Source organism: Sphingobium trunci (assembly GCF_022664535.1).
GTDB lineage: Bacteria > Pseudomonadota > Alphaproteobacteria > Sphingomonadales > Sphingomonadaceae > Sphingobium.
In genome coordinates, this window is sequence record NZ_JAKUJY010000015.1 from 13,392 (window position 1) to 27,184 (window position 13,793).

Here is a 13,793-nt window from a genome sequence, read left to right on the forward strand (position 1 = left end):
GGTGGTGAGCGGTTGCGAAGGGTCCGGTGATCAGCCGTATTGTTGATCGGGCTGGACCTTCGGTGGGCGACCGCGACGCCGTGGCGCCGGCGGGAGGTTGATGTGTGCGGTAGCACGATTGTTTTCCGGCAGCAGGTCGGCGTGCTGGCGCATGCGATAGCTTGAGCCTTCGATCTGGACGACGACGGCGTGGTGCAGAAGGCGGTCGAGCAGCGCGGTTGCGACGACGGGATCACCGAACACCTCGCCCCATTCGGCGAAGCCGCGGTTGGAGGTGAGGATCATGGCCCCCTTTTCGTAGCGGGCGTTGACGAGCTGGAAGAACAGGTTGCCGCCGCCGGGCGTGACCGGGAGATAGCCGATCTCATCGACCACCAGCAGCGAGGCTCGGCACAGGAACCGGATCTTCTCGCGCAACGTACCTTCGCGCTCGGCCTTGGCGAGGATGGCGACGAGGTCCGCGAGCGGGATGAAGTAGACGCTGCGGCCAGCGCGCACCGCCTCGACCGCGAGCGCGGTGGCGAGGTGGCTCTTGCCCGTGCCGGGCGGGCCGAGCAGGTGGACCACCTCTGCACGGTTGATGAAGTCGAGGCCGGCGAGCGCCATGATACGGTTGCGGTCGAGTGAAGGTTGGAACGAGAAGTCGAAGCCGGCGATCGTCTTGAGGATCGGCAGTCGGGCCATACGTAGCGCCGCCTTGATGCGGCGGTTCTCGCGTAGCGTCAGCTCCTCGGTCAGCAGATCGTCGAGCGCCTCGATGCCGTCGATCTGACCCTGCTCGATGCGGCGGAGTGTGGCATCGAGCATCTCGAGCGCAAGTGGCATCTTGAGCCCGACCAGGCTGCGCCGGATATTGTCGACCCGCGAGGATGCGGCGGTGAGCGTCATGGCCGGCCTCCCGTGGCGAGTTGCGCTCCGATCGCCTGATAGATGGCAAGCGAGCGCGGCGGCACGTAATCGCCGATCCTCCCGACCGTAACCCCGGACGAGCCGGCGGCTCTGCGTTTGGCGGCTCCGCCGGTCCGGTGACTGCGATCGATCCGATATTGCTTGCGACCTTCAAGCACCGGGTGTTCGGCGACGACGTTGCCAAGGTCGAGGATGCGGATCAGGTCGGGAAGCTGCTGGACCTCGACCACCCGTCGGGTCCGATCTGGCACGCTGTAATAGTTGCCGCCGATCGCGACGAAGCCGTCATGGCTGACGCGCCGCTCGAGCTTCAGCACGGCGTCGAACCGATGATCCGGCAACGCCTGCAGCTCGGGCTGTTCCGCGGCGAACGCCTCAGCGACCACGCGCTGGGTGGTGCCATGCACCCGGATATTGGCGACGGTGTCGAGCCAGTCGGCCAGCTGCACGTTGAGATCCTCAAGGTTGCGGAAGGCGCGGCCGAGGAAGAAGTCCTCGCGTATATAGCGGAACGGCCGCTCGACCTTTCCCTTGGTTTTCGCCCGATAGGGCCGGCATGCGCGGGGCTGGAAGCGATAATGCCGGGCCAGCGCCAGGAGCGACCGATTGTAGATGATGTGGCCGTCGCCATCCTCGCCGGTGACCGCAGTCTTCATGCGGTCATAGAGGATTTCGATCGGCACGCCACCGAGCGCCTCGAACGCCTGCATATGACAGCGAAGCAGCGTCTGCAGATCCTGGTGCAGGACATAGCGGGCGAACAGGAAGCGCGAGTGACCCAGCACCAGGCTGAACAGCCAGACGATGCGGGTCGTGCTGGGATCATCGGCAAAGTCGACCGCGAACCGCGCAAAATCGACCTGCGCCTGAACACCTGCCGGCGTCTCGAAGCGCACCTCGTAGGGCTTGGGTCCATCCTCGGGCCGGATCGCGGCGAGGTAGCGCTTCACCGCGGTATACGCGCCGACATAGCCAAGCTCGCGGATCTCGCGCGTCATCCTTGCCGCGCTGAGTTCGGGGAAGGCCGTGATCCGCTCTCGCAGGAAGGTGAGGTACGGTGCGAGCTTGCTCGGACGCCCCACCGTTCGTGGGCCATAGGCCGGTGCCTCGATTCCGCGCTCGATATATTTGCGCACGGTCTTCGGATCGCGCCCCGTCCGGCGGGCGATCGCGGTGATCGATACTCCCTGTCGATGTAGCTCCAGGATCATCATCAGTTCTCCAAGTCGGACCATCGACGCCGCCTCCCCGCACAGCGGAGATGGGGCCGATGTCGGCGAAGCCCATTTTGCCGGGGTTAACCCCGGCAAAATGGGCTGACGAACCCGCCAACCAGGGAATTTTCAAAGCCCACTTTCAGGGAATTTTGCACGCCCGATGACACGCCCGCATCGCCGAGTTGGAGGCAGCTCTGGCGGCCCGCGACACGCTGATCGATACCTTGCGTTTCCAGCTGGCCCAGCTCCGGCGGCTCACCTTTGGCCAGTCTTCGGAGAAGCTGTCCCTCCAGATCGAACAGCTCGAACTCACCCTTGAGGAGTTGGAAGGCGAAGCGGAGCTTGCCGATATCCGCAAGGTCCAGGCGGATCAGAGGGAGCGACCGGCGCCGGTCCGGGCCTTGCCGGCGCATCTGCCGCGGGCCGAACGCCGGATCGAGCCGGAAGCAGGCACCTGCACCTGTCCTTCCTGCGGAGGCGCCCTGCGTCCGCTCGGGCAGGACAGCGACGAGATGCTCGATGTCGCGCCGGTGCAATGGCGCGTCATCCGCACCGTCCGTCCTAAATATAGCTGCCGATCCTGCGAGCAGATCGTGCAAGCCCCGGCACCCGTAAAGGCGATTGCCCGGGGCAAGGCCAGCTTCGCCACACTCGCCCATGTCGTCGTCGCCAAGTTCGATCATCATCTCCCCCTCTATCGCCAGGCCGAGATGATGGCGGCACAGGGCCTCGATATCGACCGATCGACGCTGGCAGGCTGGGCAGCACAGGCCGCACATCTGCTTGACCCGATCGTCAGTCGCATCCGGGAAGAAGGGATCAAGGCCGGCAAGATCCATGTCGATGACACGCCCGTGCCGATGCTGATGCCCGGCAAGGGCAAGACGGTGCAGGCGAGGCTCTGGGCCTATGTCGTCGATGATCGTGCCGCTGGCGCATCCACGCCCGCGCTGGCCTGGTATCGCTTCACCCCTGATCGCAGCGGCGTGCACCCGCAAAGCGAGCTCAAGGACTTTACCGGGTTGCTACAGGCCGATGCCTATGCGGGCTTCGACAAGCTCTACAGGAGCAACCGCATCCAGGAAGTCGCCTGCTGGGCGCATTTCCGGCGCAAGATATTCGAGAACCACGCCACCAGCCCGACGCCGTTGTCGAGTAACCTGCTGGATCGGATCGCCGTTCTCTACCGGATCGAGGAAGAGATACGCGGTCAGCCGCCTGACCAGCGTTGCCGGCATCGGCAGGACAGAAGCAGGCCTCAGGTGAACGAGTTACGCTCGATCATCGACGATGCGCTGCGCCGCCTGTCGCCAAAGTCCAACATGGCCAAGGCGCTCAGCTATGGCCGCAAGCGCTGGGATGCGCTCACCCGCTACATCGACCAGGGCGTTGCCGAGATCGACAACAACATCGCCGAGCGCGCGATCCGCCCCGTGGCGATCGGCCGCAAGAACTGGATCTTTGCCGGATCGAAGGCTGGTGGCGAACGGGCTGCCGCCATCTATTCCGTCATCGAGACCGCCAAACTCAACGGCATCGAACCGCAGGCCTACATCGCCGATGTCATCGAAAAGATCGCTGGCGACTGGCCCGCTACTCGCTGGGATGAGCTCATGCCGTGGAACTGGCATCCGAGCGAGCAAGACGTCGCCCAAGCCGCATAGCTGCGGTACTCAGGCCACGCTTACGTCTCGTCCGAGGGATACGAAGGAGCTTCGCCTTCGTCTTTAGAAGAGGCTGAGGTCCCCTCCGGCGCACATCTCCGCCCATGACATAATGGTTGGGCTCGTCAGCGGTCAGTAAGAGAGGGATTCGAGCGATCCGGATTCGCGTTTCCGGCTACGGACTTGGCGATGGCGCGCAAATAGTCCTGGTTCACCTCTACTGGCGGCAGGCCGAGGTCGTTCGCGATCATTCGGGTGACGACGTTATTCTGTGCCATGTCGCTCGTAGGTGGAAGCTCGCCCCACGCGATCCGCCGTTCGCATGCGGCGATGATGATGATTGCGAGCGTGACTGCTGCGAGCAGTTCGTAGAGTTCAAGGTTCTGCACTGATCTGCCCAGCCTTGCTTCGTAGATCGCGATGATCTGTTCACGATCAGGAAGCCCCGGCAACAGCGGAATATCCATCTCCAAAGTCCACCGCCGTTCAAACATTAACCACCAGCCAAGGTCGATCTCGGCGGGGCCGATCGATACAGCTTCCCAGTCGAGCAACGCAGCGACCGACAGGTCGTCCGCGAAGATAATGTTGCCTGGTTTGGAATCGCCCCACAAGATGCTCGGCGGAACCACGTCAAAGTGCGCCGATCGCAAGTGCTCTATCGCCTGTTCTACAACAACGACCCGCCGTTGCTTGGCGGTTTCGTTATACCAAGCGCCGACCCATTCAAGGTAACCACCGATCGAGCCATCTCTGCCGTTAACGCAAAGGAAGTCCACCTCCGGGCGTAGCGGCACTCTATGCAGATCCGCGAGCGTCTCGATGCCAGACCGCGCCATGCGCGCACGGTCATCGGCCGACAATTCCGTCACCCATCCCGAAACGTGATAATCGGGAGAATCAGGAGGTACCCGGCCTGGTACGCGTCGCATCACGTAGAAGGGCGTGCCGGTGATTGCGGGGCTTTCTTCCTCCCAAAGGACTTCGGGAACGGGAAGGACGCCACTCGTCATTTCCCGCAAAGCCCGCAGCGCGCGCGTCTGCTTGAAAAAGCCCTCGTCAGGATAGAGCGACCTGTTGGGACGATTGCGGACTACCAGGGGCAATATGCTCCCGTCGGGCAGCGCGATATCGAGCAAGAAGGTCTGGCTCGAAAAACCATTTGTCGGGAAGGTCCAGTTGCGAATCGCCGGGTTGGCAACATGCAACTTCTCGCCCAGCCATCCGCGCAGATTTTGCTTAATATCATCAGGAGCCATATTTCATCCAATTTCGAAGCCTAACTTCGTGTGAATTCGTGCCGGATGACCGAGAGGTCGATCGTCCGGCCTCTGCGGCCATCAGTCGACCGCGGTCCGCTTCCCTCATGACCAGTCCGATCCCTTCCCCGGCACAAGCCTGCACGGGAGTTCGCCGATCTCTGACCAGGATCACGGCGTTCAGACCTTCGCTGCCGCTGCGAATTTCGGGAAAGGCGGAGCCGGGGATGTAAGCGCCGCAAGCCGTCGCGCGGAAATGGTCGCTGCCATGATAAGGGAGCGGATCAGCGCGTGGCAAGTCGCGAAAGTCGCCTGTCGATGTGATATATCCGACATGCACTGTTGGCCTGGAACGCGCATCGGCAATATCAAGCGCCGTGGATCGCACGAAACCGCCGTGCGTCATGATCGAGCAATCTTTTTCCGGATTGCTGAAGGAAAAGCCCAGACAATCTCCGCTCGGCGAGCAGGAACCGTGACCATCGAACATTTTATGCACCTGTTCAACATCGCCGCCGCGATGTGTCATGGCTTCAGCCGCCAAATGACGGCTATGCCTGCCACGGTACGTGAAAGCGATCAAGCGGCAATAAAATCGATCCCGGACCGCGCTCGCGTCTGGCTTGATCTCAAACGCGGCGTAGATTGCGAATTAAGATAGAGCGGTCGATCGTCGGACCATTTTTTGAATGGCACGCATCAAAATATATCTTTTCAAACCGGCACGGCACCTGCGATCCCAAGCCTGAAAAGGTGGGTGTGTGCTGGCTGCGTCCATCGCCATCCTGCACCAGCGACAACAAATTTGGAGCGGATCGATGGAATATGCTTATTTAGGATACAGCGGCCTGGCCGTGTCGAAACTGGGCTTCGGCGCCATGACCTTCGCCACCGAAGGCGGCATGCCCTTCGCGGGGTTGTCGCGGAGCGACGCCGCCATCGTTATCGACAAACTGCTTGATGCCGGCGTCACGCTGTTCGACACGGCGAACGTTTATTGCTCGGGGGAATCAGAAGGCATCCTTGGCGACCTGCTGGGCGATCGTCGTGCGGATACGGTAATCGTCACCAAGGGCGGGTCCCGGGCCGACCGATCGCCCAACGATGTCGGGCTCTCCGCCCGTCATTTGCACATGAGCATAGAAGGCAGTCTCAAGCGTCTGGGCACGGATTGGATCGACGTCTACTTGTGCCATCTGCCCGATACACGCACACCGATCGAAGAAACGCTTCTCGCGCTCGACCAGATTGTCCGATCAGGCAAAGCGCGTTATATCGGCTTCTCCAACTGGCCCGCTTGGCTGGCGTCAAAAGCTGTCGCGATTCAGAAGGAAAATGGATGGGCGCGCTTCGTCACCGGTCAATATCAGTATAATCTGCTCGACCGAGAGATCGAACATGAAATAGTACCTGCCGCCATTGACGCTGGCGTCGGTATAATGGCCTACAGCCCCTTGGCATCGGGGGTATTGTCGGGAAAATATTCCGACAACGATCCTACAGGCAGCGGCGGCCGGTTGAGTAAAATCCAGCTCCTCAACGATGTCGATCACGCGCTTGCCCGCACGGTCGTGTCGGAACTGCTCGCGATCGCGCAAGAGCGTAATGTGCCGGCGGCCGCGGTGGCCTTGGCTTGGGCTGCGCAGCAGCCTAGTGTTTCGACAGTACTGCTTGGCATTAATCGCATTGACCAAGCGGACGCCAATCTAGCGGCCGCCGACCTCCTCCTGAGCGCTGAGGAAGTGAAACGCCTCAGCGTCTTGTCGCAGCCAACGCCCCGCTATCCTGCAGCAATGCTGAAGGCCTTGGGCGATGGCTGGGGTGATCCGCGCGACCGTGACGTTGCGCCACGCTATGCAGACCGCGGGCTTTGGGCAGCGGACGCTGCAAATTAGGATCGCTCCAGCACGCAGACAAATATCAAGATAATCATAGGAGCTAAGGATGGGTGGGCGATTTCAGGATAAGGTGGTCCTAGTTACGGCCGGCGGGGCTGGGATCGGTGCTGCGACAGCTGAGGCCTTCGCACGTGAAGGCGCCAAAGTTATGTGCAGCGACATCAACGAGGAGCGCGGCGCGGCGGTCCTGAAGAAATTGCGTGACCTGGGTGCCGACGTGCGTTTTCGTCATGCTGACGTGACCCGAGAACAAGACATGGCCGATTTGGTCAAGGCAACGGTCGATGAATTGGGCGGCCTCGACATTGCGGCTAATGTCGTCGGTGACGCCCACCCCGATGCTGCTGGTCCGGAATTCCATAAGCAGAGCCTCGAAGGCTGGGAATGGACGATAGCACTGACGCTTCGTAGCGTCTTCCTGTCCATGAAACACGAGATCGCCTACATGATCGAACACGGCGGCGGCAGCATCTGTAATGTGACCTCGCTAGCTGGCTTTCTCTATGTTCCCCAGGGCGGCATGGCCTACGGCGCGGGAAAGGCAGGCGTTATCCGAGCAACCAAATTCGCCGCCATGACATATGCAGATCGTGGCGTGAGAGTGAACTGCATCGCGCCGGGAATCACGATAACGGCATCTTACGACAGGATGACGCCGGAAGATGGACAAAGGCTTGTTGACGAGATGATGGTGTTTCCGGCCATCAAACGCGTTTTAACGCCCGCAGAACAAGCTGCTGGTATTGTTTGGCTTTGTTCCGAGGAAGCATCGATGATTACCGGTCATGTTCTACCAATTGACGGCGGTTGGACCGCGCGAGGTCAATAAGCGTTATCGAACGGCGTCGCCACATTGGGGTGGGAAACATGGCTGCCTTTACACCTGGCGAGAGCGCCATAAGAACACAAACCGCACTTGCGCTACTTCCATCGTCGAGAAATTGCCCGCTAGCTTTCGAGGAGAGCAATCTAGCCTCTCAAACACTCGCGAAAAGCGCTTGTTCTCCGTGTAGAGACATCCAAAATTTGAGGCTCGTTCGATTTTGCTGAACTCCCCCACCCCGGCCACTCCCACTCCTGTCTCGCAGCGGCAAGATACCGCGTCCGGGCGGACCATATCGCCCCTCTGGACGCGAGCAACGCTGATTATTTTCTCGATTGTCCTCGGAACAGTCGGGTTGGCGATGCTTGTTGGCGGCGTGGAACTCGCTCGCCTCGGAGGATCAGTATATTATGCGTGCGCAGGGGGGCTGATCATTGCTTCGGCCTTGTTGCTCCTGCTCCGTCGCCGGTCGGGCGCGTGGCTTTATGCGGCCACGGTCATGCTCAGCATCATATGGGCGATATGGGAGGTTGGTTTTTCAGCGTGGCTATTGTTGCCGCGGCTTCTGGTGTTGGTCCTGTTTGGTCTTTGGCTGCTGCTACCTTGGTCACAGCGTCCCTTATTAGGAAGCCGCTTTGCGAAACCTCGACCGGGGCTGCTGCTGGCGTTAGGGATTGTGACCGCTGTCCTGATCGGCGGGCTTGCACATGCGATTGCTGGTCCCACCAGAAATATCGACCCCCGCTTTCAGGCAGGATCGACCCCCTTCCCCACGCAAACCATCAATCTTTCGTCAGCATCATCGCAATCCTCGACATTATCCGACGGTGTGGACTGGCCAAATTTTGGTGGCGATTCCAGCGGTTCTCGCTACTCTCCGCTCGATCAGATCACGCCCGACAATGTAGGCCAGCTTAAGGTGGCATGGGTTGCTCACCTGGGCACAGTCCCGGGTACCGAGGCGACGCCGATCAAAATCGGTGATTCGCTCTACACCTGCAATAACAACAACGAGGTTTTCGCCCTGGATGCGACGACCGGCCGGCAGCGTTGGACGTACGACGCCTCCGGCGGTCACGGCAATGTATGCCGCGGCGTCGCTTATTTCCGAAATCCTGCCGTCGCGGGGCAGTGTGCCGAACGCATTTTGACGGCTACGGCAACGGCTAAGCTCATCGCTCTGGATGCCCGCACTGGCCGCCCCTGTCCGGATTTCGGTACGGCTGGCGTCGTCGACCTCCGTCGTGGTCTGAGTGCAGCGCCCAAGGGCTATTATAGGGTCACATCGGCTCCCACGATGGTGCGCGGCAAGGTCGTCATCGGAGGCTGGATCACCGACGGGCAATATTGGGGTGAGCCCTCCGGCGTCGTACGCGCCTTTGACGCTACGACGGGCGATCTGGTTTGGGCGTGGGATATGGGACGCCCGGATCGCGTGGGGCTGCCGCCCGCGGGGGAGCATTACACGCCCGCCACGCCAAATTCCTGGGCCCCGATGAGCGCGGACGAATCCCTCGGGATGGTGTATGTGCCGACCGGCAATGCGACGCCCGATTACTTCGGCGCGCAGCGGCGCCCGTTCGATGATCAATTCTCCAGTTCGGTCGTGGCGCTCGACGCGAGGACCGGCAGGGTCCGCTGGTCTTTTCAGACGGTGCATCATGACTTGTGGGATCGCGACGTTCCCGCGCAGCCTACCCTTGTCGATCTTCCGATAGGCGGGCAGATCCGCAGGGCGCTGGTACAAGCGACGAAGCAGGGCGACCTATACGTTCTCGATCGTGTCACCGGGCGTCCGATCCATCCCGTCACCGAGGTGCCGATGCCGAGCCGCGGGGGCGTGCCGGAAGAACGGCCAGCGCGTACGCAGCCGCTGTCGAACGGAATGCCGTCCTTTCGCGGTCCGCGGCTGCGTGAAGTGGATATGTGGGGTGTAACTCCCCTCGATCAGCTCTACTGCCGCATAGAGTATCGCAAGGCCCGCTACGACAGCGATTACACGCACCCGGGTTTGACGCCGTCTATCCTGTATCCAAGCTCCTTCGGCGCCATAAACTGGGGTAGCGTATCGGTGGACAAGGCGCATGCCGTTATTTTCGTCAACTCCAACCGATTTGCGAGCTATCTCAAACTTGTCACGCGGGCCGAATCGGACCGCTTGGGCTTCAAGCCGCAAGGAGATTGGGGCAATGTGGTTGAAGTCGGAGCGGGCGTGCCGCAGAAGTATACGCCCTATGGCGTGGACATAAAGTTCTGGCTTTCACCGATCGGGGTACCCTGTAACGCACCGCCTTATGGGCATTTGAGCGCTGTCGATCTTGTGACGGGCAAGCTGATTTGGACGCAAGAATTCGGCACAGCGCGCGGCAGCGCGCCACTGGGTCTACCGCAGCCTTTAGCGCTTCCCCTGGGCGCGCTCAACCACGGCGGATCGGTCGTCACACGAACTGGCCTGCTATTTATCGGCGCGTCCAAAGACGGATACATGAGGGCATTTGACAGCCGATCCGGCCGGGAATTGTGGCGTGCGGATCTTCCAGGTGGTGGGCAGGCGACGCCATTGATCTATTCTGTGGCCGGTCGTGAGTACGTGGTAATCTCCGCCGGAGGTACGCTCGCGCTTCAAACCAAGCTTGGCACAGCAGTAGTGGCGTTCTCGCTACCGGAACAGAGTGAGCGCTGATCTAGGCGTTCAGTCGCGGCATGTGGGGGATCGGGTTGAGGACGAATCAATCTGGCTCTGAAGTCGGCGATATGCGTACAAAACGGCTCGTGGCTCTCGTAGAGGTAACATTTGTCGATCGCGTCCTTGATGGTGATCTGCCCCCAGCGAGTGGGCCGATTGGAGCGTTAGGCCACGATGGGGGGCTGATGCCGCCCGCTTATGTGAAACCGTATGTGAAGCGCGAAAAGACAGATGCGGACGATACGGAGGCGCAGCCCCCAATAGTCGGTATCGAACGATCCAACAAAAAATCTCTACGGCCAACCGGCGCAACGCTAATGTAAATTGTTGAATTGCGTCGGAGGCATAATGCGCGCTGTCATAACGCCCGGAGCAGGCTTGCCCGCCGAACTGGTTCAGTTCCAGGAGCCTCGCTGCGCTCCAGGCCAGAAGCGGGTCAATGTCTTGGCTGGCGGGCTCAATTCGAGCGATCAACAGCGCGCCGACGGGGTTCTCGGCGCACGAACCGAAGGACCCTATGTCATAGGCGGCGAAGGTGTCGGGCACCTGGAGAATGGCGAGCGGGTCTATTTCGGTCATTCCGTTCGACCATGGGGGTCCTGGTGTGAAACGACGCTGGTTGACGAACGCGAAATCTGGCCGATCCCCGACGATCTGCCCGCCGACCAAGCTATTGCGCTAGGGATATCGGGCACAGGAGCGCTAATTCCCCTGGAGGAAGCGCGTATCCAGCAGGGTGAACGCGTTCTGATTTTGGGCGCTACGGGTCCCCTTGGACAGATCGCTCTGCAACTCGCGCGCCTGATGGGCGCGGGAACGGTCGTCGCCGCGGCGCGCAACATGGCTGCGCTGGAGCGGGTCAGAGAACGCGGATGGGCGCAAGAGATTGCGCAGATCGGCACAACAGACGACATTGCCTCACTCGGCGCGGTCGCAGGTGAGGGCTTCGACGTCGTATTGGATATCGTCTATGGCACGCCCGCCGAAGCGGCTCTACTCAACACGCGCAAATTTGCCCGCATCATGAGTATCGGCGTCCAGGCCGGCCCCACCATGACGATAGCGCTAAAGGACCTGGCCTATCGAACACATTATGGCGTCGGTACGGGGCGCCGTCCTGTCGAGGAACGAAAAGCCGCATTTTACCGGCTCGTCGCGCGTGCAATTGCGGGCGAACTGACGGTCGATACGGTTGCCTACGCGCTTGAAGACGGCCCTGCAGCATGGGCAGATCAGGCGGCAAGCCCACACGCCAAGATTTACGTGCGGCCATGAGCGGCATGCCCGTCGGAATAACCATCCCGCAGCTCGGATCGCTTCGGTCGCGTTGAGTAGAGAACATTGGCGAGCGGTGCTCTGGAGCCCGGACGCTAGAAAGGTGAGGAATATATGAAGTTGGTCACGATACTGCTGAACGGCGAGCGTTTTGCCGGCATTCTGGAAGGCGACGACGTGTTTGTAAGCGATGTACCGGACATGGCGACCATGATACGCGAAGCCATCGACCTCAAGGAACGCCCCGGCAGGTGGGCCAAGCGACGCGACCTAACGCTGGATGTTCCGATCCGGCCTGGTGCCGTGCTGGGCACCGGCAGCAATTATCGTGATCACCTAGAAGAGCGCATACCGGCAAGCGACGGTATGAACGCGCCCAAGCGTGAGCTGGAATTCTTCGTGAAAACGGGTCTGACAGTTGCGGCGCCGGACGTGCCTTTTAAGTTGGAACCTGCCCTTGGTAGCAAGATCGACCAGGAAACGGAACTTGCCATCGTCATGGGCAACGGGTGCCCGCGAGGTGTGTCAGAAGACCAGGCTTTAAACCATGTCTACGGCTATATGGTCGCTAATGACCTGACGGCGCGAGACAAACAAGTCAGACTATTGCCTGATGGATCCAATTTCATGGTCCTGGGCGCCAGCAAGAATTTCGAAGGCGCGACCCGATTTTCGGATCATCTTGTCACGGCAGATGAAATTCCGGATGTTTATGACTTGGGCCTCAGGACATATCTAAACGGCGAGCTCAAGCAGAACAATTCGACCAGCAATCTCATCAATTCCTTCGCACGTATCGTCTCCTTCTTTTCGGAGGTGCTGACTTTGCAACCAGGGACGGTAATCATTACAGGCACGCCGGGCGGAACGGGATGGGGGCAGGATGCCGAACTGGGCGGGAAAGCCTACGTTCCGCCCGAATGCACGCCCAATCGCTATCTGCGGCCAGGCGATGAGGTTCGGAGCGTCATAGATGGATTGGGCGAGCTGCGTTTCGCCGTCGAATGAGCAGGCTGGTCATGAGCATAGCAGCATTCCGCGGCTCGCCTTATGGTGTTCTCATAGAGCAAGAATCTGCCCAAGGAGAATGACCAAATGGAACGTCCGCACATGGAACTACGGCATGTCCGATATTTCCTCGTTCTGGCCGAAGAGCTTCATTTCGGACGCGCGGCTCAACGTCTGGCAATCACCCAACCCCCCCTCAGTTTCAATATTAAGCAACTCGAGGAGAGTTTTGGTGCCCGGCTGTTTGATCGCGATAACAAGAAGGTGGAACTAACTGCGGCTGGCCGCGCTTTCTTGCCAGAAGCCAAAGCGGTCCTCGCTCAGGCGCAGCGCGCCGAGAATATCGTCAAGGCAGTGGCCCAAGGCCGGGTGGGCAATCTCGATATTGGATTTTCCGGCTCAATGATCTACATGGGCCTGCGTGATATCGTTTCTGCTTTCGAAGATCGCATGCCCGAAATAAATATAAGCTTGCGAGAATTCGGTCTTCCCGAGCAGGTAGACCACCTTATCCATGGTCGACTGGATGCAGGTTTCGTCGACGCGCTGCATATTCCAGAGGGTTTAAAGGGTGATCTCATACGGGAAGAACCCTACATGTTTTGCGTTGCGGCCAATCACCGGCTTGCCGATCGTGCTGAGATCGACCTGACAGAAGTCGCCAACGAAGGCTTTGTCATATTCCGTCGCGAGGGCGCTCCCCGGCTATACGATCGTATCGTTTCGTTATGCTTGGAAGCGGGGTTCGAACCCATCATCAGGCATGCCGTACGCCAGTGGCTAACGATCGTCGCGCTTGTGTCGGAAGGGATCGGTGTTTCGTTGGTGCCTGCGCGTATGCGGCAATGCGGTTTCCAGACGGTGCGCTTCATCCCCATTAAGCCCCGCCGAATAACCTCGGCTGGCCATCTCATCTGGAACCCGGCTATGCCACCCCCATCGCTTTCAATCTTGCGATCCATCGTGGCCGAAGTGTCAGCCGATCTGCCGTCATACCAGCCGCCACTCCACGACTAGCCGCTCTAATAGGGGCGAAGCCATGGCGTGTTACCAG

The 13,793-nt window shown here is 60.3% G+C and carries 11 protein-coding genes; 7 read left to right on the forward strand and 4 right to left on the reverse strand.

Annotated features, from left to right (window positions below; translation table 11 throughout):
* Positions 1–30 precede the first annotated feature (30 nt).
* Together istB and istA are read right to left on the reverse strand one after the other, a co-directional pair.
* Entirely contained in the window at positions 31–888 is an 858-nt protein-coding gene (gene istB, locus MJ601_RS13665; RefSeq protein ID WP_242127331.1) for an IS21-like element helper ATPase IstB, read from the reverse strand.
* A complete protein-coding gene (gene istA, locus MJ601_RS13670; protein WP_242127478.1) occupies positions 885–2,144 on the reverse strand; it encodes an IS21 family transposase in 1,260 nt (419 codons plus the stop codon). The genes istB and istA overlap by 4 nt, the downstream gene beginning before the upstream one ends.
* 155 nt (positions 2,145–2,299) lie before the next feature.
* Here istA and tnpC point away from each other — a divergent pair, with 155 nt between their 5' ends.
* Positions 2,300–3,790 carry an IS66 family transposase gene (gene tnpC / locus MJ601_RS13675; RefSeq protein WP_242127480.1) on the forward strand — a complete coding sequence of 497 codons (1,491 nt, stop codon included), beginning with the start codon at positions 2,300–2,302 and terminating at the stop codon, positions 3,788–3,790.
* Positions 3,791–3,915: 125 nt separating this feature from the next.
* On the opposite strand, the gene MJ601_RS13680 is transcribed toward tnpC, so the two are convergent.
* Positions 3,916–5,049, reverse strand: coding sequence for a phosphotransferase family protein (locus MJ601_RS13680; protein ID WP_242127333.1), 1,134 nt, complete (start codon positions 5,047–5,049; stop codon positions 3,916–3,918).
* Positions 5,039–5,578, reverse strand: coding sequence for a hypothetical protein (locus MJ601_RS13685; protein WP_242127335.1), 540 nt, complete (start codon positions 5,576–5,578; stop codon positions 5,039–5,041). Before MJ601_RS13685 ends, MJ601_RS13680 begins: the two co-directional genes overlap by 11 nt.
* 289 nt (positions 5,579–5,867) lie before the next feature.
* Between MJ601_RS13685 and MJ601_RS13690 the strand changes: the two genes are divergently transcribed.
* From MJ601_RS13690 to MJ601_RS13715, 6 genes are all read left to right on the forward strand, one after another.
* The gene (locus tag MJ601_RS13690) at positions 5,868–6,944 is read left to right on the forward strand and encodes an aldo/keto reductase (protein ID WP_242127338.1); all 1,077 of its coding nucleotides are present in this window, start codon (positions 5,868–5,870) and stop codon (positions 6,942–6,944) included.
* A gap of 49 nt (positions 6,945–6,993) precedes the next feature.
* On the forward strand, positions 6,994–7,776 hold the full coding sequence (locus tag MJ601_RS13695; RefSeq protein WP_242127340.1) for an SDR family NAD(P)-dependent oxidoreductase: 783 nt from the start codon (positions 6,994–6,996) through the stop codon (positions 7,774–7,776).
* A 328-nt stretch (positions 7,777–8,104) separates the two neighbouring features.
* Positions 8,105–10,453 carry a membrane-bound PQQ-dependent dehydrogenase, glucose/quinate/shikimate family gene (locus MJ601_RS13700; protein WP_348635584.1) on the forward strand — a complete coding sequence of 783 codons (2,349 nt, stop codon included), beginning with the start codon at positions 8,105–8,107 and terminating at the stop codon, positions 10,451–10,453.
* 381 nt (positions 10,454–10,834) lie between these two features.
* Positions 10,835–11,731: a quinone oxidoreductase family protein gene (locus MJ601_RS13705; RefSeq protein ID WP_242127341.1), complete on the forward strand. Its 897-nt coding sequence runs from the start codon at positions 10,835–10,837 to the stop codon at positions 11,729–11,731.
* A 114-nt stretch (positions 11,732–11,845) separates the two neighbouring features.
* Positions 11,846–12,739 carry a fumarylacetoacetate hydrolase family protein gene (locus MJ601_RS13710; RefSeq protein WP_242127343.1) on the forward strand — a complete coding sequence of 298 codons (894 nt, stop codon included), beginning with the start codon at positions 11,846–11,848 and terminating at the stop codon, positions 12,737–12,739.
* A gap of 87 nt (positions 12,740–12,826) precedes the next feature.
* Positions 12,827–13,756, forward strand: coding sequence for a LysR family transcriptional regulator (locus tag MJ601_RS13715; RefSeq protein WP_242127345.1), 930 nt, complete (start codon positions 12,827–12,829; stop codon positions 13,754–13,756).
* Positions 13,757–13,793 lie beyond the last annotated feature (37 nt).

Coding starts and splice junctions, on each gene's coding strand:
- istB (WP_242127331.1), bottom strand. CDS start 888: ATGACGCTCACCGCCGCATCCTCGCGGGTCGACAATATCCGGCGCAGC.
- MJ601_RS13710 (WP_242127343.1), top strand. CDS start 11,846: ATGAAGTTGGTCACGATACTGCTGAACGGCGAGCGTTTTGCCGGCATT.
- istA (WP_242127478.1), bottom strand. CDS start 2,144: ATGGTCCGACTTGGAGAACTGATGATGATCCTGGAGCTACATCGACAG.
- MJ601_RS13680 (WP_242127333.1), bottom strand. CDS start 5,049: ATGGCTCCTGATGATATTAAGCAAAATCTGCGCGGATGGCTGGGCGAG.
- MJ601_RS13715 (WP_242127345.1), top strand. CDS start 12,827: ATGGAACGTCCGCACATGGAACTACGGCATGTCCGATATTTCCTCGTT.
- MJ601_RS13695 (WP_242127340.1), top strand. CDS start 6,994: ATGGGTGGGCGATTTCAGGATAAGGTGGTCCTAGTTACGGCCGGCGGG.
- MJ601_RS13685 (WP_242127335.1), bottom strand. CDS start 5,578: ATGACACATCGCGGCGGCGATGTTGAACAGGTGCATAAAATGTTCGAT.
- MJ601_RS13690 (WP_242127338.1), top strand. CDS start 5,868: ATGGAATATGCTTATTTAGGATACAGCGGCCTGGCCGTGTCGAAACTG.